At 42.0% G+C, this 26,144-nt stretch carries 21 protein-coding genes and 1 pseudogene; 20 read left to right on the plus strand and 2 right to left on the minus strand.

Annotated elements, in window-relative coordinates:
* Positions 1-17: 17 nt before the first annotated feature.
* From AC1DU2_RS19880 to AC1DU2_RS19965, 18 genes and pseudogenes are all read left to right on the plus strand, one after another.
* A pseudogene (locus AC1DU2_RS19880) lies at positions 18-377 on the plus strand (four helix bundle protein).
* 56 nt (positions 378-433) lie between these two features.
* Positions 434-1,423 (plus strand): NADH-quinone oxidoreductase subunit G, encoded by a 990-nt coding sequence (locus AC1DU2_RS19885; protein WP_439699265.1) that lies wholly within the window; start codon positions 434-436, stop codon positions 1,421-1,423.
* On the plus strand, positions 1,423-2,463 hold the full coding sequence (gene nuoH, locus AC1DU2_RS19890; RefSeq protein WP_477386298.1) for an NADH-quinone oxidoreductase subunit NuoH: 1,041 nt from the start codon (positions 1,423-1,425) through the stop codon (positions 2,461-2,463). Before AC1DU2_RS19885 ends, nuoH begins: the two co-directional genes overlap by 1 nt.
* Positions 2,464-2,467: 4 nt before the next feature.
* Positions 2,468-2,965, plus strand: coding sequence for a NuoI/complex I 23 kDa subunit family protein (locus AC1DU2_RS19895; protein WP_147053380.1), 498 nt, complete (start codon positions 2,468-2,470; stop codon positions 2,963-2,965).
* Positions 2,966-3,025: 60 nt separating this feature from the next.
* Entirely contained in the window at positions 3,026-3,523 is a 498-nt protein-coding gene (locus tag AC1DU2_RS19900; protein WP_090651869.1) for an NADH-quinone oxidoreductase subunit J family protein, read from the plus strand.
* A complete protein-coding gene (gene nuoK, locus AC1DU2_RS19905) occupies positions 3,523-3,852 on the plus strand; it encodes an NADH-quinone oxidoreductase subunit NuoK (RefSeq protein ID WP_090651799.1) in 330 nt (109 codons plus the stop codon). Before AC1DU2_RS19900 ends, nuoK begins: the two co-directional genes overlap by 1 nt.
* 130 nt (positions 3,853-3,982) lie before the next feature.
* Entirely contained in the window at positions 3,983-5,893 is a 1,911-nt protein-coding gene (gene nuoL / locus AC1DU2_RS19910) for an NADH-quinone oxidoreductase subunit L (RefSeq protein ID WP_477386300.1), read from the plus strand.
* 22 nt (positions 5,894-5,915) lie between these two features.
* A complete protein-coding gene (locus tag AC1DU2_RS19915) occupies positions 5,916-7,391 on the plus strand; it encodes a complex I subunit 4 family protein (protein WP_477386302.1) in 1,476 nt (491 codons plus the stop codon).
* A gap of 64 nt (positions 7,392-7,455) precedes the next feature.
* Positions 7,456-7,830, plus strand: a complete 375-nt coding sequence (locus tag AC1DU2_RS19920) for a four helix bundle protein (protein WP_477386304.1) — start codon at positions 7,456-7,458, stop codon at positions 7,828-7,830.
* Positions 7,831-7,908: 78 nt separating this feature from the next.
* A complete protein-coding gene (locus tag AC1DU2_RS19925; RefSeq protein ID WP_147053376.1) occupies positions 7,909-9,291 on the plus strand; it encodes an NADH-quinone oxidoreductase subunit N in 1,383 nt (460 codons plus the stop codon).
* 55 nt (positions 9,292-9,346) lie between these two features.
* Complete coding sequence (locus AC1DU2_RS19930; RefSeq protein ID WP_090651803.1) at positions 9,347-9,994, plus strand: DedA family protein; 648 nt, start codon at positions 9,347-9,349, stop codon at positions 9,992-9,994.
* A gap of 21 nt (positions 9,995-10,015) precedes the next feature.
* Complete coding sequence (locus AC1DU2_RS19935) at positions 10,016-10,561, plus strand: inorganic diphosphatase (RefSeq protein ID WP_274209777.1); 546 nt, start codon at positions 10,016-10,018, stop codon at positions 10,559-10,561.
* A gap of 7 nt (positions 10,562-10,568) precedes the next feature.
* A complete protein-coding gene (locus AC1DU2_RS19940) occupies positions 10,569-11,909 on the plus strand; it encodes a hemolysin family protein (protein ID WP_477360085.1) in 1,341 nt (446 codons plus the stop codon).
* A gap of 12 nt (positions 11,910-11,921) precedes the next feature.
* Positions 11,922-12,632, plus strand: a complete 711-nt coding sequence (locus AC1DU2_RS19945) for a 16S rRNA (uracil(1498)-N(3))-methyltransferase (RefSeq protein WP_477386307.1) — start codon at positions 11,922-11,924, stop codon at positions 12,630-12,632.
* Positions 12,629-13,291, plus strand: coding sequence for a DUF4159 domain-containing protein (locus tag AC1DU2_RS19950; RefSeq protein WP_477360081.1), 663 nt, complete (start codon positions 12,629-12,631; stop codon positions 13,289-13,291). Before AC1DU2_RS19945 ends, AC1DU2_RS19950 begins: the two co-directional genes overlap by 4 nt.
* Before the next feature lie 130 nt (positions 13,292-13,421).
* Positions 13,422-13,919, plus strand: a complete 498-nt coding sequence (locus tag AC1DU2_RS19955) for an acyl-CoA carboxylase biotin carboxyl carrier protein subunit (protein ID WP_477360079.1) — start codon at positions 13,422-13,424, stop codon at positions 13,917-13,919.
* A gap of 127 nt (positions 13,920-14,046) precedes the next feature.
* Positions 14,047-17,166 (plus strand): SusC/RagA family TonB-linked outer membrane protein, encoded by a 3,120-nt coding sequence (locus tag AC1DU2_RS19960; protein WP_477386309.1) that lies wholly within the window; start codon positions 14,047-14,049, stop codon positions 17,164-17,166.
* A gap of 17 nt (positions 17,167-17,183) precedes the next feature.
* Positions 17,184-18,581 carry a RagB/SusD family nutrient uptake outer membrane protein gene (locus AC1DU2_RS19965; RefSeq protein WP_477386311.1) on the plus strand — a complete coding sequence of 466 codons (1,398 nt, stop codon included), beginning with the start codon at positions 17,184-17,186 and terminating at the stop codon, positions 18,579-18,581.
* 401 nt (positions 18,582-18,982) lie between these two features.
* Here the strand turns inward: AC1DU2_RS19965 and AC1DU2_RS19970 are convergent, their stop codons facing one another.
* Entirely contained in the window at positions 18,983-20,683 is a 1,701-nt protein-coding gene (locus tag AC1DU2_RS19970; RefSeq protein ID WP_477386313.1) for an SUMF1/EgtB/PvdO family nonheme iron enzyme, read from the minus strand.
* A gap of 237 nt (positions 20,684-20,920) precedes the next feature.
* Between AC1DU2_RS19970 and porV the strand changes: the two genes are divergently transcribed.
* Both porV and ispF read left to right on the plus strand, forming a co-directional pair.
* Positions 20,921-22,090: a type IX secretion system outer membrane channel protein PorV gene (porV, locus tag AC1DU2_RS19975; protein ID WP_477360071.1), complete on the plus strand. Its 1,170-nt coding sequence runs from the start codon at positions 20,921-20,923 to the stop codon at positions 22,088-22,090.
* A gap of 2 nt (positions 22,091-22,092) precedes the next feature.
* A complete protein-coding gene (gene ispF / locus AC1DU2_RS19980) occupies positions 22,093-22,575 on the plus strand; it encodes a 2-C-methyl-D-erythritol 2,4-cyclodiphosphate synthase (RefSeq protein WP_477360069.1) in 483 nt (160 codons plus the stop codon).
* Positions 22,576-22,656: 81 nt separating this feature from the next.
* Here the strand turns inward: ispF and AC1DU2_RS19985 are convergent, their stop codons facing one another.
* A complete protein-coding gene (locus AC1DU2_RS19985; RefSeq protein ID WP_477386316.1) occupies positions 22,657-26,112 on the minus strand; it encodes a trifunctional glycoside hydrolase family 18/polysaccharide deacetylase/glycosyltransferase family 2 protein in 3,456 nt (1,151 codons plus the stop codon).
* Between the last annotated feature and the right edge of the window lie 32 nt (positions 26,113-26,144).

A 26,144-nucleotide genomic window follows, 5' to 3' on the forward strand; every position in this document is an offset into this window, starting at 1 on the left:
TTCAAAAATAGGAAGCATTGAATGAAAAAACTTATGACATCAAACACAGGTGTTATCAGTTCTCGAAAGAGTTAGTACAATTCATATCAACAGCTAAATACGAAAGAATACACTTTTCAATGTTTGACCAGCTCCTGAGAAGCGGCACTTCAGTAGGGGCAAATATTATAGAGGCAAAGTCGGGCAGTTCGACTAAGGATTTTAAGAAGTTTTACATTATTGCTCTTAAATCTGCTAATTAAACGAAATATTGGTTGTGTCTGTTAAGAGATACCGTATTTCAAAACGAAAAAGAACAACTAAATAAGTTGCTGAATGAAGCTGATGAAATATACAAAATCATTGCTTCTATTATCATCAACCTTAAAAGTGAATAATTAGGTCCGTTCAAAAGTAATTTTTGACTTTTGACTTTTTAATTTTGACTTAAAAGATGAAAGTAACCATAGACGGAATACCCGTTGAAGTAGAACCAGGAACAAGCATACTTAATGCCGCAAGGCAGATAGGTGGCGATATTGTTCCGCCTGCTATGTGCTATTACTCCAAGCTGGAAGGCAGTGGTGGTAAATGCCGTACCTGTTTGGTTAAGGTGACCAAAGGATCTGAAAAAGACCCGCGCCCTATGCCAAAACTGGTAGCATCATGCCGTACAGGTGTTATGGATGGCATGGAGGTGCAAAACATTACATCGCCCGAGGTTATCGAGGCCCGTAAAGGTGTGGTTGAAATGTTATTGATCAATCACCCGCTGGATTGCCCGGTATGCGACCAGGCCGGCGAATGCCACCTGCAAGATTTGGGCTTTGAACACGGCGCGGCTAAAACCCGCTACGAATTTGATCGCCGTACTTTTGAAAAAATTGATATTGGCGATAAAATTCAACTGCACATGACGCGTTGCATCCTTTGCTACCGTTGTGTTTTCACTGCCGATCAGATCACCAATACCCGTTTACACGGCATCCTGAACAGGGGCGATCACTCTGAGATATCCACCTACATCAGCAAAGCTGTTGATAACGATTTTTCGGGTAACGTAATTGATGTTTGCCCGGTAGGCGCATTAACAGATAAAACCTTCCGCTTTAAAAACCGTGTTTGGTTTACCAAGCCGGTAGATGCGCATCGCGATTGTGATAAATGCTGTGGTAAAGTAACTTTATGGTATAAGGGTGAAGATGTGATCAGGGTAACCGGTCGTAAAGATGTTTATGGCGAGGTGGAAGAGTTTATTTGCAATACCTGCCGCTTTGATAAAAAGAAAACGGCTGATTGGGTAATTGAAGGCCCGCGTAAGATATCGCACAAATCGGTTATCAGCTCAAATCATTACGAGTTTACACCGCTGCCGGTTGTTAAAACCAACCCGGTATTACTGGAAGCCAATAAAGAACAATTTGAAAGGGATACACGCTTATAATGGGAACCGATTTAATATTTAGGATTGTACTGATCGTTATCATTTTCCTGATCAGTTTGGTTGTGGCCATGTACTCAACCTATGCCGAGCGTAAAATAGCGGCGTTTTTCCAGGATAGGATAGGCCCTAACCGTGCCGGTCCGTGGGGAATATTACAGCCGCTTGCCGATGGTGGTAAAATGTTTTTGAAAGAAGAGATCATCCCTACAAACGCTACACCTTTTCTGTTCATTGTAGGCCCTTGCCTGGCTATATTAACGGCCTGTATAGGTTCGGCGGTTATTCCATGGGGTCAAAAAATGGTTATCGGCGGTCACACAATTGATCTGCAGGTTACTGATATCAATGTTGGAGTATTATATATCTTCGGAGTGGTATCATTAGGTGTTTATGGCGTAATGATTGGCGGCTGGGCATCAAACAATAAATACTCATTGTTAGGAGCTATCCGTGCTGCATCGCAAAACATCAGCTACGAAATTTCGATGGGCTTATCCATCATTGCTCTATTGATGCTTACCGGTACTTTAAGTTTGAAAGAGATTGCCGAGCAGCAACATGGCTGGAACTGGAATATCATCCGTCAGCCATTAGGTTTTTTGATATTTATAGTATGCGCGTTTGCCGAAACTAACCGGACGCCGTTTGACTTGCCCGAGTGCGAAACCGAGCTTGTAGGTGGTTACCATACGGAGTATTCGTCAATGAAATTAGGTTTCTATTTGTTTGCAGAGTACATCAACATGTTCATTTCATCGGCAGTAATGGCTACCCTTTATTGGGGCGGTTATAACTACCCGGGTATGGATTGGGTTACTGCACATGTAGGCCCGGCAATTGGCCCCCTGATTGGTACAGTAGTGTTGTTCGCGAAAATATTCCTGTTCATCTTCTTCTTTATGTGGGTACGCTGGACAATTCCACGTTTCCGTTATGATCAGTTGATGGATTTGGGCTGGAAGATATTGATACCATTGGCAATTGCCAACATAGTGCTTACCGGTGTGGTGAGTACAGCACTTAAACACTTTGGATTTTAATTAAATGGAATCATTAAGCAATAAGAAAAAAGTATTGGAAGTAAAGCCGCTCAATTTTTTGGAGCGTGCTTACCTGCCGGCCATTGTTGGCGGTTTGGCCACTACGATGAAGCACTTTTTCAAGAAACCGGTAACCATCAGTTATCCTGAAGAGAAGCGTGAGTTTTCTGAAAACTTCCGCGGCATGCACTCGCTTAAGCGCGATGAGGATGGTAAAGAACGTTGCACTGCCTGTGGTTTGTGCGCTTTATCATGCCCTGCTGAGGCTATTACCATGACGGCCGCCGAACGCCAGAAAGGCGAAGAGCACCTGTACCGCGAAGAAAAATACGCTGCTGTTTACGAAATAAACATGTTGCGCTGTATTTTTTGCGGCTTATGCGAAGAGGCCTGCCCTAAAGAAGCCATTTACCTTGACGGAGATATTGTACCTGCCGACTATTTAAGGAAGGATTTTATTTACGGTAAAGACAAATTAGTAGAGGCACCCTTAAATCAATAAAGAAGTTTTATACCTTTGCCCAACCTTAAAGCAGGGCAAGGGTATTTTGTAAATATAAACATGAGTACATTTTACTTCATCGCGTTTTTGTCCATATTCTTTTCGATATTGGTAATCTCGGCCAAAAATCCGGTACATAGTATCCTTTATCTTATACTTACCTTTTTTACGTTCACCATTCACTATATTTTACTGAACGCCCAGTTTTTGGCAATCGTAAATTTTATAGTGTACATGGGCGCTATCCTGGTATTGTTCCTGTACACCCTGATGCTTATTAACCTGAATAAGGAAAGCGAGCCGGTTAAGCCGTTTATGATCAAGATAGCCGGTGTATTTGGCGGTGGCATTCTTGCTGTTGCAATTGCATCATCATTAAAACTAGTTGCCACATCAAACCCGGTGGTATTGCAAAACCCCGACCTTGGGTTAGTGAAAAACCTGGGTAAAGTATTGTTTAACGAATTTTTATTGCCGTTTGAAGTATCGTCTGTATTGCTGTTATCGGCAATGGTAGGCGCTGTTTTGCTGGCTACAAAAGACCCTAAAACTACATAATGGAAAGTTTAACAAATACCATGCACGCGGTGCCTCTTAATCATTACATATTGTTAAGTGCCATTATTTTTTCGATTGGCGTAATGGGAGTATTAATCCGCCGCAATGCCATCGTGATATTTATGTCGGTTGAGTTGATGCTGAACTCGGTAAATCTGTTGCTAACCGCATTTTCTGTATATAGGGGCGACGCCACCGGCCAGGTTTTCGTATTTTTTATCATGGCATTGGCTGCTGCCGAAGTAGCTGTGGGCCTTGCTATTATCGTGATGATTTATAGGAACACAAATTCGATAGATATTAACGTGCTGAATAGGCTGAAGTGGTAGCAGCCCCCCGGCCCCCTAAAGGGGGAGGATTAGAAAATGAGTATTCAACGCTTTTCGCAAGAGAAGTTTATAAATAGAACAATTAAAAAATAAAAGTCTCACCCTTCAGGGGGAGATTTAGAGGGGGCTTATGAATCAATATATCTGGCTTATTCCCATATTACCGTTAGCCGGTTTTGTTATTAACGGGCTTGGCCGTAATTCATTATCAAAAGGCGTAATAGGCTTTATTGGCAGTGCGCTGGTATTGGCATCTTTTGCCTTAAGCATTGCCGTTTTCTTCCAGGTAAAAGCAACCGGGGTAATTAACGTTAATTATTTCGATTGGATTAACGCAGGTCCTGTAAAAGTACCTTTCGCGTTTCTTGTAGATCAATTGAGTTCTATCATGCTGTTGATTATTACAGGCGTAGGTTTCCTTATCCACCTGTATTCTATTGGCTATATGCATGATGATAAAGGGTTTGGTAAGTTCTTCGCTTATCTAAACCTGTTTGTTTTCTTCATGCTTTTATTGGTGATGGGTTCTAACTACATCATTATGTTTATAGGATGGGAGGGCGTTGGTTTATGCTCATACCTGTTGATAGGCTTTTGGTATACTAATCCGAGCTATGCCGATGCTGCCAAAAAGGCTTTTATCATGAACCGTATTGGCGACCTTGGCTTTTTGATGGGGGTATTCCTTATTATATATGCTTTTGGCACTATTGAGTATATCCCGTTGTTTCACAAAGTAGAAGTAATGAAAGTTGGTGCTGCGCCGCTTACAGCTATTGCTTTATTACTGTTTGTAGGTGCCGTGGGTAAATCGGCACAGTTACCCTTGTTTACCTGGTTACCGGATGCGATGGCCGGCCCGACACCAGTTTCGGCATTAATACATGCTGCAACAATGGTTACTGCCGGTATTTATATGATTGCCCGCTCAAACATTATTTATACACTATCGCCGTTTGCTATGGAAGTGGTGGCAATAGTAGGTTTGGCTACAGCATTGTTTGCTGCACTAATTGCCCTTACACAAACCGATATTAAAAAGGTATTGGCTTACTCAACCGTATCGCAATTAGGGTATATGTTTTTGGGCCTGGGCGTAGGTGCTTATACTGGGTCTTTTTTCCACGTGTTAACTCACGCTTTCTTCAAGGCCTTATTATTCCTTGGTGCGGGTTCTGTTATTCACGCTGTAAGCGGTGAGCAGGATATGCGTAAAATGGGTGGCTTGAAAGGTAAACTGCCTGTAACCTTTGTAACCATGCTGATAGGTACCATCGCGATATCTGGTATCCCGCCATTCTCTGGTTTCTTTTCAAAAGACGAAATTTTAGCCCACGCCTACGAACATAGCACTACATTTTATGTAATTGGTGTGTTTACAGCCATGCTTACCTCTTTCTATATGTTCCGGATGATGTACCTTACTTTCTGGGGTAAGTTCCGCGGAACGCATGAGCAGGAACATCATCTCCATGAATCACCGGCTACAATGACGATTCCTTTGATCGTGTTGGCGGTATTGTCTATTGTTGGTGGCTTAATTGGCGTACCGGAAGTATTGGGCGGGCATCATGAATTGGCCCATTACCTGGCACCGGTGTTTAAAGCTTCAACGGCGGCATTGCCAATGGGCGAGTTATCAGCAGGTACGGAAAAGGCTTTGATGGGAATTTCGGTTCTGTTAGCAATGGTTGCCTTAGTGTATGCTTATATAAAATATGTTAAAAATGGCCGTGTTCCGGTTGCTGATACCGAAGAACGCCCGGCCTTAACCAGTTTATCTTACCATAAATTTTATGTTGATGAGCTGTATGATTTCCTTATCCGTAAACCCCTGGATTTTCTGTCGACCTTCTTCTACAACGTGGTAGAAAAATTAGGTATCGATGGATTGGTGAACGGCATTGGTAAAGGTACAATTGAAACCAGCAAGGGCTTGCGCTTACTGCAAACCGGTAATGTAGGTTTTTACATATTTGTAATGGTGCTGGGTATTATTGGCGTGTTGCTGTATACCGCATTTGGATTAACTAAAGTATAAACGATAGCGTTTAAAACATAAAATGACCGTTAGTATATTAATTTTTTTACCGGTAATTGCCGCAGTTATAGTAGCCTTTTTAAAAGGCAACACAGCCAAATATGCCGCTTTATTTTTTGCAATAGCCGAGCTGGCAGTAGCAGGCTTGTTTTTAAGCAAATTTGTACCCGATGCAACCTCGCAGTTTGTTATAGATGCACCATGGATACCCAGGTTAGGCATCTATTTTAAAGCGGGTATTGATGGGATTAGCATGATTGTAGTGTTACTTACAGTGTTGCTTGTTCCGCTTATCATATTAAGTACGTTTAAGCACGAGTACAAAAATGCGGGTGCTTTTTACGGCCTGATTTTATTTATGCAGGCCGGGTTACTACTGGTGTTTACTGCTATGGATGGCTTTTTGTTTTACGTAGGATGGGAGGCAGCATTAATTCCAATTTACTTTATATGTGCCCTGTGGGGTGGTGAAAACCGTATCCGTATTACGCTTAAGTTTTTTATCTACACGTTTGCAGGCTCGTTGTTTATGCTGGTGGCCATCATTTACCTCTACCTGCAGTCGCCGACGAAGACGTTTGATATACATGCCTTTTACACTTTAAAATTAGGCACTCAGCAGCAGTCGTGGGTGTTTTTAGCATTCTTTTTGGCATTTGCCATTAAGATGCCTGTATTCCCGTTCCATACCTGGCAGCCCGATACTTATACCGAAGCCCCAACCGGCGGTACCATGATGTTATCAGGTATTATGCTTAAGATGGGTGTTTATGGAGCAATTCGCTGGATGATCCCAAATGCACCGGCAGGTCTTGACCACTGGCAGGCCATAATAACTATATTGGCAGTTATAGGTATTGTTTATGCGTCGATTATTGCTTTTAAGCAAACTGACGGCAAGCGTTTGGTGGCTTATTCATCTATTGCGCACGTTGGCTTAATTGCCGCGGGTATATTTACATGGAGTCAGCAGGGGGTACAGGGAGCGATGGTGCAGATGCTTAACCACGGTATAAACGTTGTTGGTATGTTTTTTATATGGGATATCATCAGCACCCGTTTAAACACCCGCGAAATAGGAAATCTTGGCGGTATTGCCAAAGTAGCTCCCAAATTTTCGATAGCTTTTTTAATTATTGTATTGGGTACTGTAGGCCTGCCGTTAACCAATGGTTTTGTGGGCGAGTTTTTACTGTTAGATGGTGTGTTTCAGTACAGCGCATTCCATTACATGAATATCGCCTTGGCTGTTATTGCCGGTACAACCATTATCTTAGGTGCGGTTTATATGCTGCGCATGTACAAAAATGTAATGCAGGGCGAAACCAATGAATTAACCACTAATTTTAAAGACATCAGCGGCTCTGAGCAATTAGTGCTTGGCATTATCTGCGTATTAATAATTGGTATAGGTATATACCCGCAGCCTATTTTGCATATATCTGAAGCGGCTGTTACTAATTTGATAAATACTTTGAATACAAAGCCAAGCTTTTAATATAAACTCTAAATTCTAATTTCTAAACTCTAAAAAGAAAAGAACAAAATATTGAATGAAGTAGATGGAAACCGGAGATAACAACGCTAAAAAGTTTAATCTGGAAGATAGAACATTTGATTTCGCCAATAATTGTAAAGAGTTTTTAAAGAAGATAGAGAAAAATATACATAATGTTGAATACTACAAGCAACTTGTAAGATTGTCAGGTTCGGTAGCGGCGAATTTTATAGAAGCTAACGAAAGCTTTAGCAGGAACGATTTTTCGCACAGGATAAAGATCTGTAGAAAAGAGGCAAAAGAGAGTCGTTTATGGCTCAGACTAATAGATATAAATGAACAACAACTGGCAAACTCCAGGGATATGTTAATTCAGGAAACGATGGAATTGACAAGAATCTTTGGAGCAATGCTTGAAAAAATACTAATTAACAGCTAACCCGGGTTTTTGAATTTTAACGAAGCTTTAAGGGTTTTATTTAGAGTTTAGAATTTAGGTTTTAGGATTTATAAAAACATGACTACTTTAATCATCATATCTGTTTTACCAATAGTGTTGCTGTACCTTGGCTTGTACAAGGCTTCAAAGGCATTATTACCTGTTACCATTGTTGGTTTGCTTGCTGCGCTGGCTTGCGCTGTGGCCGAATACAAAAGGCCCGATACCACAATTCCTACTTTTCATGGTATGATGATGTTCAACAATTTTTCTGTTGTATTTTCATCAATAGCTATTATAACAACTATTTTAATCCTGCTGTTATCGGCCGGGTATTTTGAGAAGATAAGCAACCACGTTGCCGAATATTATGCCATTATCCTTTTCTCGTTGGCAGGCATTATTGTAATGGTTTCTTATTACAACTTAACCATGATGTTTATCGGTATTGAAATCATGTCGGTAAGCTTGTACATACTGGCCGGTATTAAGAAGAGCGATTTTGCATCAAACGAGGCGGCATTAAAATATTTCCTGATGGGGGCTTTCTCAACAGGTTTCTTGTTATTTGGTATTACCCTGCTTTACGGCACAACAGGCTCTTTTAGCCTCGAGGTTATCAGCGATTGGGTTGTTGCTCATCCACACGCCGATCCTATGTTTTATACAGGTATCGGGCTTATCATAGTGGGCCTTTGCTTTAAAGTAGGTGCTGCGCCATTCCATTTCTGGACACCAGATGTGTACGAGGGTTCGCCAACGCTAATCACTGCTTTCATGTCTACAGTCGTAAAAACTGCCGGCTTTGCGGCATTCCTGCGTTTATTTTCGGTATGTTTTGCACCAATATCTGATTTCTGGACGCCAATTTTATTGGTTATCACTGTAGCAACATTGTTTATAGGCAACATTACCGCATTATATCAGCAAAGCTTTAAAAGGATGCTTGCTTTTTCAAGTATCTCTCACGCTGGTTACCTGCTTTTTGCAATTGTGGCTTTAGGTGCAAGTTCGGCCAATTCGGTATTTATTTATGCAACCGCCTATTCTGTTGCATCCATTGTAGCTTTTGGTGCCCTTATTTTGGTGCAGCAACAAAGTGGCAGCGATAATTTTGAGAGCTTTAACGGCCTTGCAAAAAAGAATCCTTTCCTGGCATTAGTGCTAACGATAGCAATGCTTTCATTGGCCGGTATCCCGCTTACTGCAGGCTTTATGGGTAAGTTTTATATGTTTACCGGTGCGCTTGCTAAATATCAGTTTTGGTTGGTTATAGTAGCTGTTGTAAACGCCATCATCAGTATTTTCTACTACTTCAGGGTTATTGTGGCCATGTATTTCAGGTCGGCAGACAGGGCCGAGCTGGTGGTGCCGGCCTATTATAAAATTGTTTTTGCTATTTCGGCATTAGCAACTATCATCATCGGTGTTTACCCTGATTTTATTTCCTATTTCATTTAATAGTAACTGGGTACTGCAAATTGATATAATATTTGTAGTTTTACAGATATAGTGAATGGAAAGTTTTTGGGATTACCTTCAAAATTTAACGGACGCTCAATCCATCATAAGTAGGGGAGGTTTTTATTTCCTGCTTGTTGTTGTTTTTGCTGAAACCGGGTTGTTTTTTGGTTTTTTTTTACCAGGAGACTATTTGCTATTTATGGCAGGCTTGTTGTGTTCTGCAGGCAAGGTTGACGTAAATATATCTACATTGGTGTTATCGCTCATTGCAGCAGGCATATTAGGAAATTTTACGGGATATTGGTTTGGTCATCGAACGGGACCGGTATTGTTCAATAGAAACGACTCGCTGTTTTTTAAGAAGCGATATGTGATACTGGCCAGCGACTTTTATAACAAATACGGTGGTATGGCTTTGATTTTGGGCAGATTTTTCCCTATCGTTAGGACATTTGCCCCTATATTTGCAGGTGTTGTTAAAGTTGATCTTAAAAAGTTTGCTTTATACAACCTTGTTGGTTGCGTAGCATGGGTGTGCACCTTTACCTTAGGCGGCTTTTTTTTAGGAAAAAGGTTTCCGCAGTTGAAGGATTATATGCAGTATGTGGTGTTAGGGCTTATAGTGATTACTACCATACCCCTTGTTGTTGCCTACGTACGAAAGAAAATTGCAGAGAATAAAGAACAGAATATTAGATAATAAATATACTACAAATACCAAATGAGTACACAACATCCATGGCACCAGGTTTCTCCTGGCGATAACATTCCCGAAATTGTTAATGCTATAATCGAAATACCTAAAGGTTCAAAAGCTAAATATGAAATAGATAAGGATTCTGGTTTATTAAAATTAGATCGTGTTTTGTTTTCATCGGTGATGTATCCGGCTAACTACGGCTTTATACCACAAACTTATTGTGACGATAAAGATCCTTTGGATATATTAGTGCTTTGCTCTATTGATGTATTCCCGATGTCGATAATTGAGGCAAAGGTAGTAGGGGTAATGCACATGGTTGATAATGGCGAGCAGGACGATAAAATCATCGCAGTTGCAAAAAATGACATGTCGGTTAATTATATTAACGACCTGAATGAATTGCCCCCACATGCCATGACCGAAATTGTTCGTTTTTTTAAAGATTACAAAAAGCTGGAAGGCAAGAACGTAACTATCGAGCATTTATTAGGTGTGCGTTATGCGCATAAGGTAATAAATGAGAGTTTGGAATTGTATAAGTCTACTTTTCCGGTAACCCAATAAACATTAGATGGACCCCGCGCATTACGAAATAAGCACCTTTTATTTAATTGCAACCGTATTCCTGGTTTTGCTCAACGGTTTTTTTGTAGCCGCGGAGTTTGCTATGGTAAGGGTACGGGGTTCACAAATAGAAATTAAAGCAAAATCGGGCAGCGGCGTTGCCAAAGTTGCACGCGGCATACTGCATAACCTTGATGGGTACCTGGCTGCTACGCAGTTGGGTATTACCATTGCTTCACTGGCCCTTGGTGTTGTGGGCGAAGAGGTTGCCACCAATATTGTTATCAGGGCGTTTTTGGCAGTGGGGATTACACTTTCGCCCGGCTTTATCACAGCCAGCCACATCCTTGCCTTTACATTTATTACGGTATTGCATATTGTATTTGGCGAGCTTGCCCCCAAATCAATAGCCATTCAAAAGTCGGTACGTACGGTGCTGGCCATATCGTTGCCACTCCGTTTTTTCTTTGTGTTTTTTAAACCCTTGATTTGGGTATTAAATGGCTTTGCTAACTTTATTTTAAAACTTTTAGGGATCAGTACCTTAGAGGGCGGCGAAGCACACCACAGTTCTGAAGAATTGCAGTACCTGCTTGAACAGGGTAAAGAATCGGGTGCTTTAGATTCAAACGAGCATGAGCTGATTCAGAATGTTTTTGATTTTAACGAGCGTGTTGTTAAAAACATTATGGTACCCCGCACCAAAATTTCAGGCATCGATATCACCTCAACCAAGCAGGAATTGCTGGATATGATCATCGACGAAGGCTACTCCCGGATGCCGGTTTTTGATGATGTGATAGATAAGATCATCGGGATAGTACATGCCAAAGATATTTTGCCGTTGCTTGCACGTAACGAAGAGATAGTACTGAAAAACATCATCCGCAAACCGTACTTTATTCCCGAAACCAAAAAGATAAATGACTTGATGGCCGAGCTTCAGCAAAAACGTATTCAAATAGCCATAGTGCTGGATGAGTTTGGCGGAACGGCCGGAATGGTTACCCTGGAGGATATTGTGGAGGAACTGGTAGGCGAGATACAGGATGAGTACGATGAGGAAAAACCAATTGTAGAAAAAGTTAACGAGCGTGAGTTTATTGTAAACGCCCTTGCACCTATATATGATGTAAACGAACACCTGCCCCATGACTTGCCCGAAGACGGCGACTTTGATACGGTAAGCGGCTGGTTGGGCGATATATTTGGTAAAATTCCGGATGTTGGCGAGCAAAAGGAATCGAATGGGTATAATATCACTGTGCTGCGCAAATCAGATCAGAATATCGAATCTGTTAAACTTGAATTGCTGATAAATGAAGAAGATGCTGTAGATTTACATTAATCTGCTTAGCCAATGCATCTTTTTTATACGCCCGATATTGCCCCCACGCATCCCCAATATTTTCTTAGTGAGGAAGAGAGCAAACATGCTATACGTGTTTTGCGGCTGGAGGCAGGCGACGAAGTTCAACTGATTGACGGGCGTGGAGGGTTTTATAATGCGGTTATTCACGATGCGCATCCCAAACGTACCATCCTCAATATTACATCCGTTACTCCGGAGTTTAATAAACGGAACCATTACCTGCACATAGCGGTAGCACCCACCAAAAATATCGAACGCCTGGAGTGGTTTTTGGAAAAAGCCACCGAAATTGGTATCGATGAAATATCGCTCATCATCACTCAACGGTCGGAGCGTAAGGAGGCCAAGGTTGACAGGCTTAATAAAATCATCACCGCAGCTATCAAGCAATCATTAAAAGCATATCATCCTGTATTAAATGATGCGGTTAAATTTAACCAGCTGTTAGCGCTGCCTTTTGACGGGCAAAGATTTATTGCTTATTGTGAACCGGGCGATAAGTTCGATTTACGTAAAGTAATTAACCCACACGGGCGTTATTTGATATTGATAGGCCCCGAGGGCGATTTTAGCCCTGCCGAAATTGAGTTGGCTTTGGAAAGCGGCTTTAAACCGATAACTTTGGGTGAGGCCAGGCTGCGTACCGAAACCGCCGCCCTGGAAGCCTGCTTCGAGGTGAATTTTTTAAACCGGCTATGAAAAAACTCAGTTATATCATCATTGCCTTTGCTGCGTTTGTAGTTTTGTGTGGTTTCTGTGCCCCCTCGTATAAAATTGCCCGGCTTAAGTACGCCGGTGGGGGCGATTGGTATGGCGACCGTACAGCCTTAACTAACCTGGCAAAATTCTGTAATGAAAACCTGAAAACTAACTTTGATACCGATGATGAGGTTGTTGAAGTGGGTAGTGCATCGATATTTAATTATCCCTTTGTTTTTATGACTGGGCATGGTAACGTAATTTTTAGCGACCAGGAGGCCCGTAACCTACGCAAATACCTCACCGGCGGAGGTTTTTTGCATATCGACGATAACTACGGATTAGATAAATTCATCCGCCCGCAAATGAAAAAAGTATTTCCTGAACTTGAATTTGTGGAGTTGCCGCTTAACCATCCGATTTACCACCAAAAATACAGCTTCCCCAATGGCTTGCCTAAAATACACGAGCATGACGGCACCCGCGCACAAGGTTTTGGATTGATATACAAAGGGCGATTAGTGTGTTTTTATGACTATGAGTGCGATTTGGGCAATGGCTGGGAGGATTATGGCACTTATGCCGGCGATACGCAGGAAACCCGTTTAAAGGCGCTTAAAATGGGCGCCAATATGGTGCAATATGTTTTTACGCAGTAGTTTTATTTAACCGCATTATGTTTGCTCAACTATTTGCATTTTGCCAATAGCCTAATCCTGATATTTGCTTAACTTTAATTTGTCATTACGTTAAGAACTACACCATCCCGAAACTCAAACCCTGCAAAACATGTATCAGATAAAAATAAATGAGAAATATAGCTTTGATGCAGCAAAAGACGGTGACGGTCTGTTTATTAATAATACAGCTACTACGGCCGATATTAAACATATTAGCGAAGGCATCTATCATATTATAGAAGGCAACCAATCGTACAATGCCGACGTAATATCTTTTAACAGTGCCGATAAAACTGCCCAAATTAAGATAAACAATAATACCTATACAATTACGGTAAAAGATCAGTTTGATATTTTGCTGGATAAATTAGGCCTGAGTAGTTTAACCAGTGCTCAGCTAAGCGAAATTAAGGCCCCTATGCCGGGCCTTGTACTCAAAGTATTTGCTGTTGCCGGCGATGAGGTAAAAAAAGGAGATAACCTTTTGGTACTTGAAGCCATGAAGATGGAAAATATTATCAAATGCCCGGCAGATGTAACTATAAAGAAAATCAGGATAAAGAGCGGTGATAAGGTGGAAAAGGGACAAATTTTGATTGAGTTTTAAAGATTTATCTATTCTTCACTGTAATTTTGGTACTACAATTGTAAAAAATGCGAGAAATCCTCATCGCTTTAATTGTTTTTTTGCCTTTTTGTTAATAACTTACTTTTTTTAATTAATATTTAACTCTATGAAGAAAAATCTACTAACAATTTTGTTGTTATTTTCCTGCATTTCATTCGTTTTCGCACAAAATCGTGTTATTACAGGTAAAGTAACAGATCAAAAGGATGGTTCGCCCTTACCTGGGGTAAGCGTGACCGTGAAAGGTGCCGCCGGTATTGGCACTCAAACAGATGTAAGCGGAGCCTACAGTTTTTCGGTTCCTGCATCAGCAAAGGTTTTAGTTTTTAGGTTTATCGGTTTTAAGGTTGTAGAATTACCAATTGCCGGAAAAACTTTGAGTACTGCTTTAGAACAAGATTCTAAGCAATTAACCGAGGTTGTTGTTGTTGGTTATGGTACGCAAAAACGGGCTAATATAACCGGTGCAATATCTTCAGTAAGTGCAAAGGACATTGAAGGTACCCCAACTACATCTGTTGAACAGGCTATTCAAGGTAAAGTTGCAGGTGTTTTGGTTCAGGCAGATAACGGAAAGCTTGGCCAGGGCATCAAGATCAGCGTGCGTGGCACGTCATCAGTGTCGGCCGGTACACAACCTCTTTACATATTAGATGGAGTGCCAATTACTACCGAAAGTCAATCGAGCACCGGTGCTGCTACCAGCCCGCTTGCCGATATCAACTTTAATGATATCGAATCGATACAGGTACTAAAAGACGCTTCTGCATCTGCTATATATGGTGCCCGTGCATCCAATGGTGTAGTTGTAATCACTACCAAAAAGGGAAAAGCAGGTGCTGCCAAAATTAATTTGACAGCTCAGTTTGGTAACAGCAATCCATCAAGGCATCGCGATTTCCTGAATGCTAAGCAATTTGTGCAGATAGAGGAACGTGCGGGCGTAGGGGCAGCCAAACAGGATTTTGCTGCAGGTGCTTACGACACACTTGATGACGCTATTGCCGATTACAAATCATATGTTGATGATAACCTTACCTTTTTGTCGGCAGGTACCGACGACTGGAAAACAGGTAAAATTAATACCAACTGGGAAAAACAAGCTTTTCAGAGCGCACCGCAACAACAGTATGATTTAAATATATCTGGTGGTAACGATAAAACCACCTACTATATAGGCGGGCAATACCTTAACCAGGCAGGTATTATAATTGGGAATCATTTTAAAAGATATTCGGGCCGTTTAAATTTGGACAGCAAGATTGATAAAAATTTAACTATCGGGATGAACCTGAGCTTTGCAAATACGGTTAACGACAGGGTATCTGATGATAATCAGTTTAGCACACCTTTGCAAATAGTTGCCCTATCGCCAATTACCCCGTTAATTGACCCGCGCAGCGGTTTAATAAGCGGTACCCCTCCGGGCGAATCGGATGATTTTCCGCTTTATTATAATCCTTTGATCAGTAAAAACAATGCATTTTACCAGGCTAATGTTTACCGTACCATCGGGAACGTTTACGCAAATCTCGATATATTTAAAGGCCTTACCTTCCGCACCGAATTTGGCATCGATCAGTTGAACCAGGCGGAAGATAGTTATTTTGGCGCCCTTACCTACCGTAACACAAGTACCAACAACGGATTTGGCGAAAACACCACCTCGCAGGTTATTAATTATAATACCAATAACTATTTTAGCTATAAAACTCTTTTTGGCGGTAAAACAAGTTCATTGGATATGGTTTTGGGTACAAGCTATCAAAAATCAAAAAACGTAGGTAATGATATTCAAGGTAACCAGTTCCCGTCTGATGCTTACAAAAAGCTTTCGGCAGCGGCTGTTAAAACAGCGGGCTCGTCTTTTGAAACAGGCTACAGTTTTCTATCATATTTCTTTAGGGCGAATTATGCCTATAAAGGCAGGTACCTGTTATCGGGTAGTGCCAGAACGGATGGTTCATCAAGATTTGGCCCTAACAGCCGTTACGGCTTTTTCCCATCAGGTTCTGCCGGCTGGATCCTGTCTGAAGAGGATTTCCTGAAAGACAGTAAACTAATAAGTTCTTTAAAGATTCGCGGGAGTTACGGTTTAACCGGTAATGCCGAGATTGGTAACTTTTCGTCATTAGGTTTATTTGCTCCGGCCAACTATAATGGTGCTGCCGGCCAGCAATTTACACAAATAAGCAACCCTAACCTTAAATGGGAGACAACCGCACAGTTGGATTTAGCTGTCGATTTCGGGTTTTTCAATAACCGCTTATCCGGTAGCTTTGATTATTATCAAAAGCGTACAAGGGATTTGTTATTGAACGTTAACTTGCCGGGATCGTTAGGTATTTCTAACCCAAGTTCGGTGCCACTTAGTACACAGGTACAAAACCTTGGCAAGTTATATAACAAAGGTCTGGAGCTTGAGTTATCGGGCGATATATTTGTAGGGAAATTTAAATGGACATCATCAATAAATGCCGCTTACAACAAAAATATAGTCACATTTATTAACGGACAGGTTTTAGGCAGTAATGACTTAAACCGTGTAATTGAAGGGCAACCTATAGGCGTGTTTTATGGTCATGAATATGCCGGTGTCGATCCTGCTAACGGTGATGCCTTGTATTATCTAAATACCAAGGATGCTAATGGTAAAATTGATCGTACGAAGACAAATGACTATAACGCCGCACAAAATGTGGTATTGGGCAGCCCTACTCCAAAGTATATAGCCGGATTTACCAATACATTCAGCTATAATGGTATCGATTTGTCGTTTACCTTCCAGGGTGCATTTGGCAATAAAATTTACAATGGGGGTGGCCAATATATGAGCACCAGTGCAGGCAACGGTTTTGATAATCAAACCGTAGATCAGCTTAAATACTGGGATAAACCAGGCGATATTACCGATATACCCGAACCACGTTTGTTTTATGGTAACGGAGTGAACGCATCAAGCAGGTATTTATCCAGTGGTTCATATGTACGTTTAAAAACCATGACATTAGGCTACACTTTACCTAAGAATGTGGTGAGCAAGGTGAAATTGCAAAAGGTAAGGTTGTTTATGAATGCTTATAACTTATTTTTAATAACCAAGTACAAGGGATGGGATCCGGAGGTTAACTCGGATTACCAGTCGGGTAATATCAACCTTGGCGTCGATTTTTACTCGGCCCCGCAACCACGTACAATTACATTTGGTGTTAATATAGGCTTGTAATATTAAAACATACTAAAATGAAAAGAAGAAATTATATATATATATCGGCATTGACACTTACTATGTGCCTAAATGCATGTAAAAAACCGCTTGATATTAAGCCAACGGGGTCAATTGATCAAACTCAGGCCATATTAACAGCAAAAGACGTACAAAGTACCCTTGTAGGTACTTATAACCGCATGGCACAGTCAGGTGTGTATGGAGGAGAAGTATTCTTATATTCTGATTTACTGGCAACCCAAAACATTATTAACTGGACGGGTACTTTCCAGGATCTTACCCAGATGGTAAACCAGGAGATAACCAATGATAACAATTTTGCTTTAACTACATGGCAGGAAGGTTACCAGGTTATAAACTTGAGTAATAACGTGCTGGCTAATTTGAAGCTGATTACCGTTGCCGATGACGCCCAAAGAACCGAAGGTGAAGCAAAGTTTATCAGAGGCTTAATGTATTTTGATTTGGCAAGGCTTTATGGGAGGGCCTGGAACGATGGTAGTCCGTCAACAAATCTTGCTGTACCGATAGTATTAACGCCAACAACCGTAGTTAGCGATGCGTCATACGTTCCGCGCTCAACTGTTGCTGCTGTTTATGCACAGGCCATTAGCGATTTGACTGATGCCGAAGCGAAACTACCCGAAGATAATTTATTTTATGCCAATAAATATTCAGCATCTGCTATCCTGGCCAGGCTTTATTTACAGCAAGGTCAATACGCTAAGGCGGTTGCTGAAGCTAACAAGGTGATTGCTTCAGGGGCTTTTGACCTTACTGCTACTTATGACGCTGAATTTCCTAACGGATCAGATGCTGCGCACTTTGATAATACGTCTGAGGATATATTTGCTATCCAGGTAACATCTCAGCAAGGTGTTAACTCTTTTAATACATTTTATGCTTCATCGGGTTTTGGTGGCCGTGGAGATATCAGGATAAAATCGAGCTTTTTGGCAGGTTTTGAAGCCGCTGATGAACGCGGGAAATTTTATACGGTAACGTCAGTTATCAGGACAAAAAAATTCAACAACAATTTTGGTAATGCTCACGTGGTGAGGCTTGCTGAAATGTACCTGATACGTGCCGAAGGGAATATCAGAAGCAATACTGCTGTCGGAGCTACACCACAAAGTGATGTTAACACGATCAGGGCAAGGGCTGGGCTGGCCGGAAAACCAGCTACAGATTTTGTTCCTGTAGGTGGTACACCAAATCCGTTAGGTGTAGCTGATATATTAACAGAGCGCATACACGAACTATCGTTCGAAGGTGGTTTCTTCCTGCAGGATGCCAAGCGTTTACAGCAAAATGTTGGTGCATTACCCTATAATTCACCTAAATTGATATTGCCTGTTCCATTGCGTGAAATACAGACCAATCCTAAACTTGTACAAAACGAAGGTTATTAATCAAATTGAAATAGTTTTAAGAACCCCGGTGGCTTTATGCCGCCGGGGTTCTTTAGTATAATGGTAGTTGTTTCTCGTTTATAACGTAAGCACTTATGTCACGGCGTCTATCAAACAAGGGCCATTGGCGAAGCATAACTTGCTTAGCCTGGTAAGTGCGCCGGACGATTCACGCTGTCTTTTTAATGCCCTGGTAATGAATCCCGCTTGCAGTACGCTTCGTTATTATCTCTTCAAAGGCTTTAATATTCCATACGTGGCAACGAGTGTAGCCAGTAAATCACCCGTCAAATTGAGACTGCTTCATTTTGTAGTTATCAACTATAGCTGCTTTTTCCTGCCAACAAATAAGGCCATTCAATACTGAACGGCCTTAATACTTAAGTTTAAAATTGGGTATCTTATTTAGCCTTAAAGGGCTTTGGTTTTTTAACAGGGTAGTGCGGCTTGCCGTTAGGATAAACTTCCGGAGCACCTACTAAGGTCATCGCGCAACGGAAACCAACTTCGGCACTTGACTCGTCCTCGTCCATAAAGCGACGGGTGGCGGGGTTCATCCAAAAAGCAAGGTCATTCCATGAACCGCCTTTATAAACTTTGGAATGGTCATTTACCAATGAGGTTGTACCATATAGCGCAGTGCTAACAGTATCTTTTTCGCCCCTGAAATCGGGATCGTATTTTTTGCCCGAATCTTTAACCAATGAAGCAACTGCAGCTTTGGTAGCCGCCGCGTTGGCTGGTGTTCCGGGTGCTGCAACGGCGCCGTTAGCAGGTGTGCCTTGCGCAGGTGCACTGTTAACAGTGTTGGGGTCCTGACCTTGTTGTAATGCCAGGTAATCGGCATATTTCATTTTTTTGTTTGACTTGGCCGGATCTTTAATTGGCTTGCCATATTTGTCTTTAGCGTATAAGCCTTTTGACGGATCGGCTAAGCGTTTGTTGGTATACTGGTTACCACGGAAGGGATTAAAATCTTCAAATTCTTCAAACGATGTTTGACGATAAGTATCCTGCACCCACTCGTTAACATTACCCGACATTTGGTATAAGCCAAAATCATTTGGCGGGTAGGTACGTACCGGCGCTGTTATGTCGGCTTTATCATTTAAGTAACCGCCCACGCCCATGTTGTCACCGGCTCCTCTTTTAAAGTTGGCCAAAATTAAACCACGGGTTTTACTTTTTGCCGAACGAACGCCCATTCCGTTCCATGAATACATTTTACCGTCATCAATATTTTCAAACTGCGTATTTCCGGCCAATGCCAAAGCAGCATATTCCCACTCCGCTTCTGATGGTAAACGGTAAGCTTGTTTTAAAATACCATCTTCCATACGTACCGGCCTTACGGGTTTTGCATTTTTGMCTGTGCCGGCAGCAGCGTTAGGGCTTAAGTTAGGCAGCATTTTTTTACCGTCTACGCCGGTGCCTCTCATCTGTCCGTTAAGATAAATATCGGTGTTAAAAGGCTGCGATGATCCGTTTGCAGCGGTTGCACGACCACCATTTTTACCTTTTGCATTTTGATCTTTCCAGGTTACTAAACGCCCGGTTTCGCGTAAAATATTTTCATTGGTACGGTCGGTACGCCATGAGCAATAATCCTGTGCCTGATCCCAGCTAACGCCTACAACCGGGTAATCCTGAAATGCAGGGTGACGAAGGTAGTTATCTACGTAAGGATCGTTGTATGATAACGGTTTACGCCAAACCAGGGTATCTGGTAAAGCATTGTAATATAATTCGCGGTCTTGCGGGAATGTAATGCTTAGCCAGTGCAAATAATCCAGCCAATCCTGGTTAGCTACTTCTGTTTCGTCCATATAAAACGAGGGTACGGTTACCCTGCGCCTTACATTGTTATAGTCATAGGTTACGTCCTGATCGGCACTACCGCCCATTACAAAGGTACCACCTTCAATAGGTACCAGGCCCGGACCAGGTGCGGGGTGTGTTTGCCTGTAACGCTCGTAGCCACCATTGCTTTTGTTATTATAAACTAACCCGGTTTTTTGCGATACCGGTGGTTTACTACAGCTGCTTACCAATGCACATGCGGCCGCAAGGGCTAAAGCAGTTTTAGTAAAAAGTATTTTCATAATTTTACAATTATATTAATGACGTAAATTTAGAAAAAAATGGACATAATGCTAACGCTAATGTGCCTTCTTCTAAATAAATCAAACAATTATCAAAGTTTTTAACGAAAAAGTACGGCAAATAGTTGCAATATTTTGTTTTTTTTGAGGGTTTGCTATTAAATATTCCTTTAAAAATCCCATCTAAATTATGGGCCTATATTTATCAATTAAAATAATAAAGCTAAATTGCACCCAATGAAGTTTTTTACATTTCGGAATATAACCTTCTTATCATTGTATTTAGTGCCATTTACTGTTGTGGCGCAAACAAGTACTGATGGTAGCACATATAGAGGATCACGTGTTGAGGTGCCTTTTTTGAACATTACCCCCGATTCGCGTTCGGGTGCAATGGGCGAGGCGGGTGTTGCTATTTCTCCGGATGTTAATGCCAATTTCTGGAACCCCTCAAAGCTTGCATTTCTTGAAAGCAATGATGAACTTTCGTTGTCTTATTCTCCATGGCTAAGGCACCTGGTTCCCGATATCAGTTTATCCTATTTAAGCTATGCCCATAAGCTGGACGACCGTAATACACTTGGGGCATCGCTGCGCTACTTTAATTACGGATCGCTTCAATTGAACGACGATTTTTCAAATAGCCAGGGCACCTATACGCCAAATGAATTTTCGCTTGATGTGAGTTATGCACGCAAGTTTGGCGAAGGTTTTTCTTTAGGGCTAACCGGGCGTTTCATCCATTCAAGTATTTCAAGTGTTTCGTTTGCGACAGCCGGATCAACTCAGACCGGCCGTGCCGGGAATGCTTTTGCTGCCGATGTATCTATGTTTTATAAAACCACTTATGGGGATGATAACCTGTTTGCTTTTGGCGCCAATATATCTAACATCGGTACAAAAATCAGCTATACTACCAACGGGCCTAAATATTTTTTACCTGCCAATTTAAAGTTAGGCGCTGCTAATACCTGGAACCTGGATGAAAATAACCAGATAACGGTTGCTTTTGATGTAAACAAGTTGTTAACACCAACGCCGCCTGTTAAAGATGCTAATGGTAATATTATAAGCGGTAAAAATGATGATGTATCGGTACCGTCGGGTATTTTTCAATCATTTGGTGATGCACCTGGCGGTTTTAGCGAAGAACTGAAAGAAATTAGCCTATCGCCAGGGGCCGAATACTGGTATAATAAGCAATTTGCCATACGTGCCGGTTATTTATATGAAAACCCAGGCAAAAGCGACAGGCGCTATATCACCCTTGGCTTCGGCCTTAAATATGATATTTTTAAATTCGATTTCTCATACCTGGCAGCCAGCCAGCAAAATAGTCCTTTGGCCAATACCTTGCGTTTTAGTTTGTCGGCAAGTTTTGGCGGTACCTCCAATGTGTCAAAATAATAATGGGTAAAATTAAAGTAGGGTTTGGTTTTGATGTTCACCAGTTACGTGAACAGCACCCATTTGTTTTAGGCGGTGTTAACTTAGAGCACCACGCAGGCGCTTACGGCCACTCAGATGCCGATGTGCTTTTGCATGCCATTTGCGATGCATTGCTTGGCGCCGCTAACATGCGCGATATAGGTTTTCATTTCTCCAATACCGACAATCGTTGGAAAGGTATCAGCAGCCTTATCCTGCTTCAGCATGTTGTTGAACTTATAAAAGAAAAAGGCTTTAGTATCGGCAACATTGATGCCATGGTATGTTTGGAAGCGCCTAAGATAAATCCGCACATCCCGGCTATGAAGGTTCATATAGCCAAAGCGGCATCTATAAGTGAAGATGATATATCAATCAAAGCTACCACTAATGAGCAACTGGGATTTATAGGCCGTCAGGAGGGTGTTGTTGCTTATGCGGTTTGCCTGATCGAAAGAGAATAACCTAAGAGGCAAGTGAGTCAAGGCAAAAAATATTCCAGACGCGGGATATTTTTTGTCTTGACCTTCATGCAGTTCTTCAGCCTACATGTACCACTTTTTTACCACCCAAAATAGTATTGCGGCAGTTATTAGCAAGATAACAATAATATATATTGCCGAGTTATTCTTCTTTTGACCGCTTTTAATATTTACGTTACCCGTCCGCTTCAGCACGCCCCATCCGCTTAACTCGCCTTTAAGGGCTTTGCGCATCGATTTAAACAGTACGTAATACATTAGCTGCCTCCACAGGAAACGTTGTGGTATAATGTAAACAAGCTTCCTGTAATCTTCTTTTTCCATACGGAAGGCTATGATGCCCACAATGAAATCGACAACCACGAAGGCCACATAATAGATGAGCATTTTCTCCGGCTTTTCGCCAAATAAGGCAAAGATCATCATCAAATCTGCCAGCGGCGAAAACAGCGGTAATATGATCTGGAAGATGAGAATATTAGGCATCCCCACCATTCCGAAGAATTTGTATTTTTTGTTAAACAGCGCGTCGCGGTTTTTCCAGAAACTTTGGATTACACCAAAACTCCAGCGGAAACGTTGTTTAAGCAACATATCGATAGTTTCCGGAGCCTCGGTATACGCAATAGCCTCGGCACAATTTCTTACAATATAGCCCTGTTTAAGGATACGCATGGTTAAATCGCAATCCTCGGCCAATGTATCATAAGTAAAGCCGCCAGCCCGGAAAATGGCTGATTTGCGGAACGCCCCGATAGCACCAGGCACTACCGTAATGCTGTTGATGAGGTCAAAAGCACGGCGGTCCATATTTTGAGCGGTAATATATTCTATCGACTGCCAGCGGGTGATGATATTGGTTTCGTTGCCAACTTTTACCGTACCTGCCACAGCGCCAATTTCCTCATCGGTAAAGTAGCTCATTAAGTGATAAATGGCATCGTTTTTAAGTTGCGTGTCCGCATCAATACACACCACAAAATCGCTGGTGGCATGGGTTATCCCAAAGTTTAATGCCGATGCTTTACCACCGTTGGGTTTAGTTAATATTTTAACCAGCGGATGCCCCTCATAGGCTGCAGATACTACCGCGAAAGTGTCGTCTTTGGATCCGTCATCAACAAAAATAATTTCAAAAACGGGATATTCTGTTTTCAATAAGCTTTGTATGGTGGCAACAGCATTTACCTCCTCGTTATATGCAGGTACAATAATACTAACCGGGGGCAGGGGCAAATTATCGCCGCGCAGTTTTGCTGTCTTTTTGTTCTCGCTGTTTTGCCTGAGCGCCAATATGGCAATTAAAACAATACGGCCAATGGCCAGGAATATAGCCGACAAAAACACGTATATTAAAAACCAGTTGAAGTAATAATAGCCATGGACTGCAACATCATACATTGGGCCAAAAATCCCAGTATGGTCGTCCTTTATAGGTGGCATCAAGTCATCCTTGGTTTTGTCAAGCACATCGGCAATGGTGGTAAACTCATAACCATGTGTTTTAAAGTAGTGAATAATGGCAGGTAATGCCTTTACCGTTTCTTCGCGGGTGTCGCCGCCGGCATCGTGCAGCAATATCATTGATCCGTTGCCTGCCTGCCTGATGGTGCGGGCAACGATGCTATCGGCGGTTACGCCGGGCTGCCAATCCCACGGGTCAATGGATTCGCCAATGGTGATGTAGCTTTGTCTGCGGCTTTCGGCAACAGGGATAACTTCGGCAAGCGTTTCAGGCTCGGCATCCGCATTAAATGGCGGGCGGAACAATATGGTACTGCGGCCTGTAACCGATTCGATGATCTTACGGGTGGCGTTTAGCTCCAGCACCACACGTTGCAGGCTGATGGTTGATATATCGGGGTGGAAAAACGTGTGGTTTCCTATTTCATAACCGTCCTCATAAATGCGCCTGAGGATGGCTATGTTTTTTTCGGCCATGGAGCCCACTACGAAGAACGATGCCGGAACCTTTTCTTTTTGCAGGATGTCAAGAATGCGCGGGGTGTAATCCGGGTCGGGCCCGTCATCAAAGGTTAAAACAACCTTTTTAGGCTTGTACCCATACTTGCGAATCATATACTTGGTAGGCAGCCTTTTATAAGTTTGGGCAGTGATGGTATAATTGCCGGTATCCAGTTTTACGTCAATCTCGCCGGTTTGTGGCGTGGTAATCAGGTCAAGCACCTCGCCATCGCCGTCATACTCCACGTTTTTACGGCTGTTTAAACCAACAGATGTTAATCTACGCATATCTACACCTGTTTTACGCAGCGAATCGATAGACAGGTTTTTTTGAAAAAACGACCAAAGTCTTGGGTCTTCGGTACCCATGCGCCACAATGCCACGCCGCCCGTTGCCCAATCGTCGGCCATGCGGATAACGTTAAAGTTGGTAGCCGCATCGGCAAAGTAAATGTCATGGTCAAGGCTGTCCTTATCCATGTATGCAAAATGCGAGTTGGCCGATATGGGATCGAAGGTGATCTTGCTTTGGTTTTCCTGTGCGGTACTAATAGCCTGCTGATAGCCGATAGATTTGCCAATGCTGGTTTCGCGCCAGTCATAAGCGCCGCCTGCAAAGGTTAAAATAATTTTTTCGCTGGGTACTTTGCTGCATACATCATCCAGTATCTGCTCAACCCAGTGCTGGTTTGATAAATCGCCGGGGTTACTTAATTCATTATGCTCATCAATAGCCATAATGAACAGGAAATCGTTAACATGTTGTAATCGTACAATATCGTACGATTCATCTTCGGGCACTACGTTTTGGGTAACAAGGAAACCCTTCGCTTTTAATGTTTTGTAAAGCTCGGTTTGAAAAGTGATGTAGTTTTTGCTGTTACGGTCTTTTATTTCGTCAAGATCAACATTGATGCCTTTAAACTTATATTTTGTAAGGGCGTTTGTAACGCTATTGATAAAACCGGCCCGTAAAGCAGGATTTTTAATAATGCGTTCAACATCCTTACTATCATAACCACCCTCCTGGTTGTTTTTATTTACATAGTTTGATAGCGTGAGTATAATTGGCTTATTGTATTTTTTATTAACATTGATGAGACCGGTATCAACTTTGGTAATTACGGTATCAACACCCGGAAGGATGGAAAAGCCTTCGCTTACCACCATATCCAGCTTGGGCATATTGTCAAGCAACGAATAATAAGCCTGCGGTTCCCATGGGCGGTAAAAGGCAACATTCAGGCGGTCTTTATTGTTGGGGTGCTTGCGTTGGTGTTGTCGTTTGGCGCGTTCAAGAGCTTCAATTTCGCCTTTTTGTATCTTGAAAGACCTGTATTTGGTTGACCGCTTGATTTGCGCAAGCTCTTCTTTCGACATTTTTTTTGGCGCCAGGTCAAGGCTCGGCAGGCTGGGGTAATAGGTAGATTTAATGGTAACTATTACGGCTATAATGCCTATTACCAAAAATGCAAGCAGCACACGGCTGAGCCATTTAAAGCGGTTCCATCTGCCGGGGGTATCTGCCTGAAAAATTTGCTTATTTGAAGCCATTAAGTGAGATTACTTCTGGTTTAAAAGTATAG

Source organism: Mucilaginibacter sp. P4_C11 (assembly GCF_056402115.1).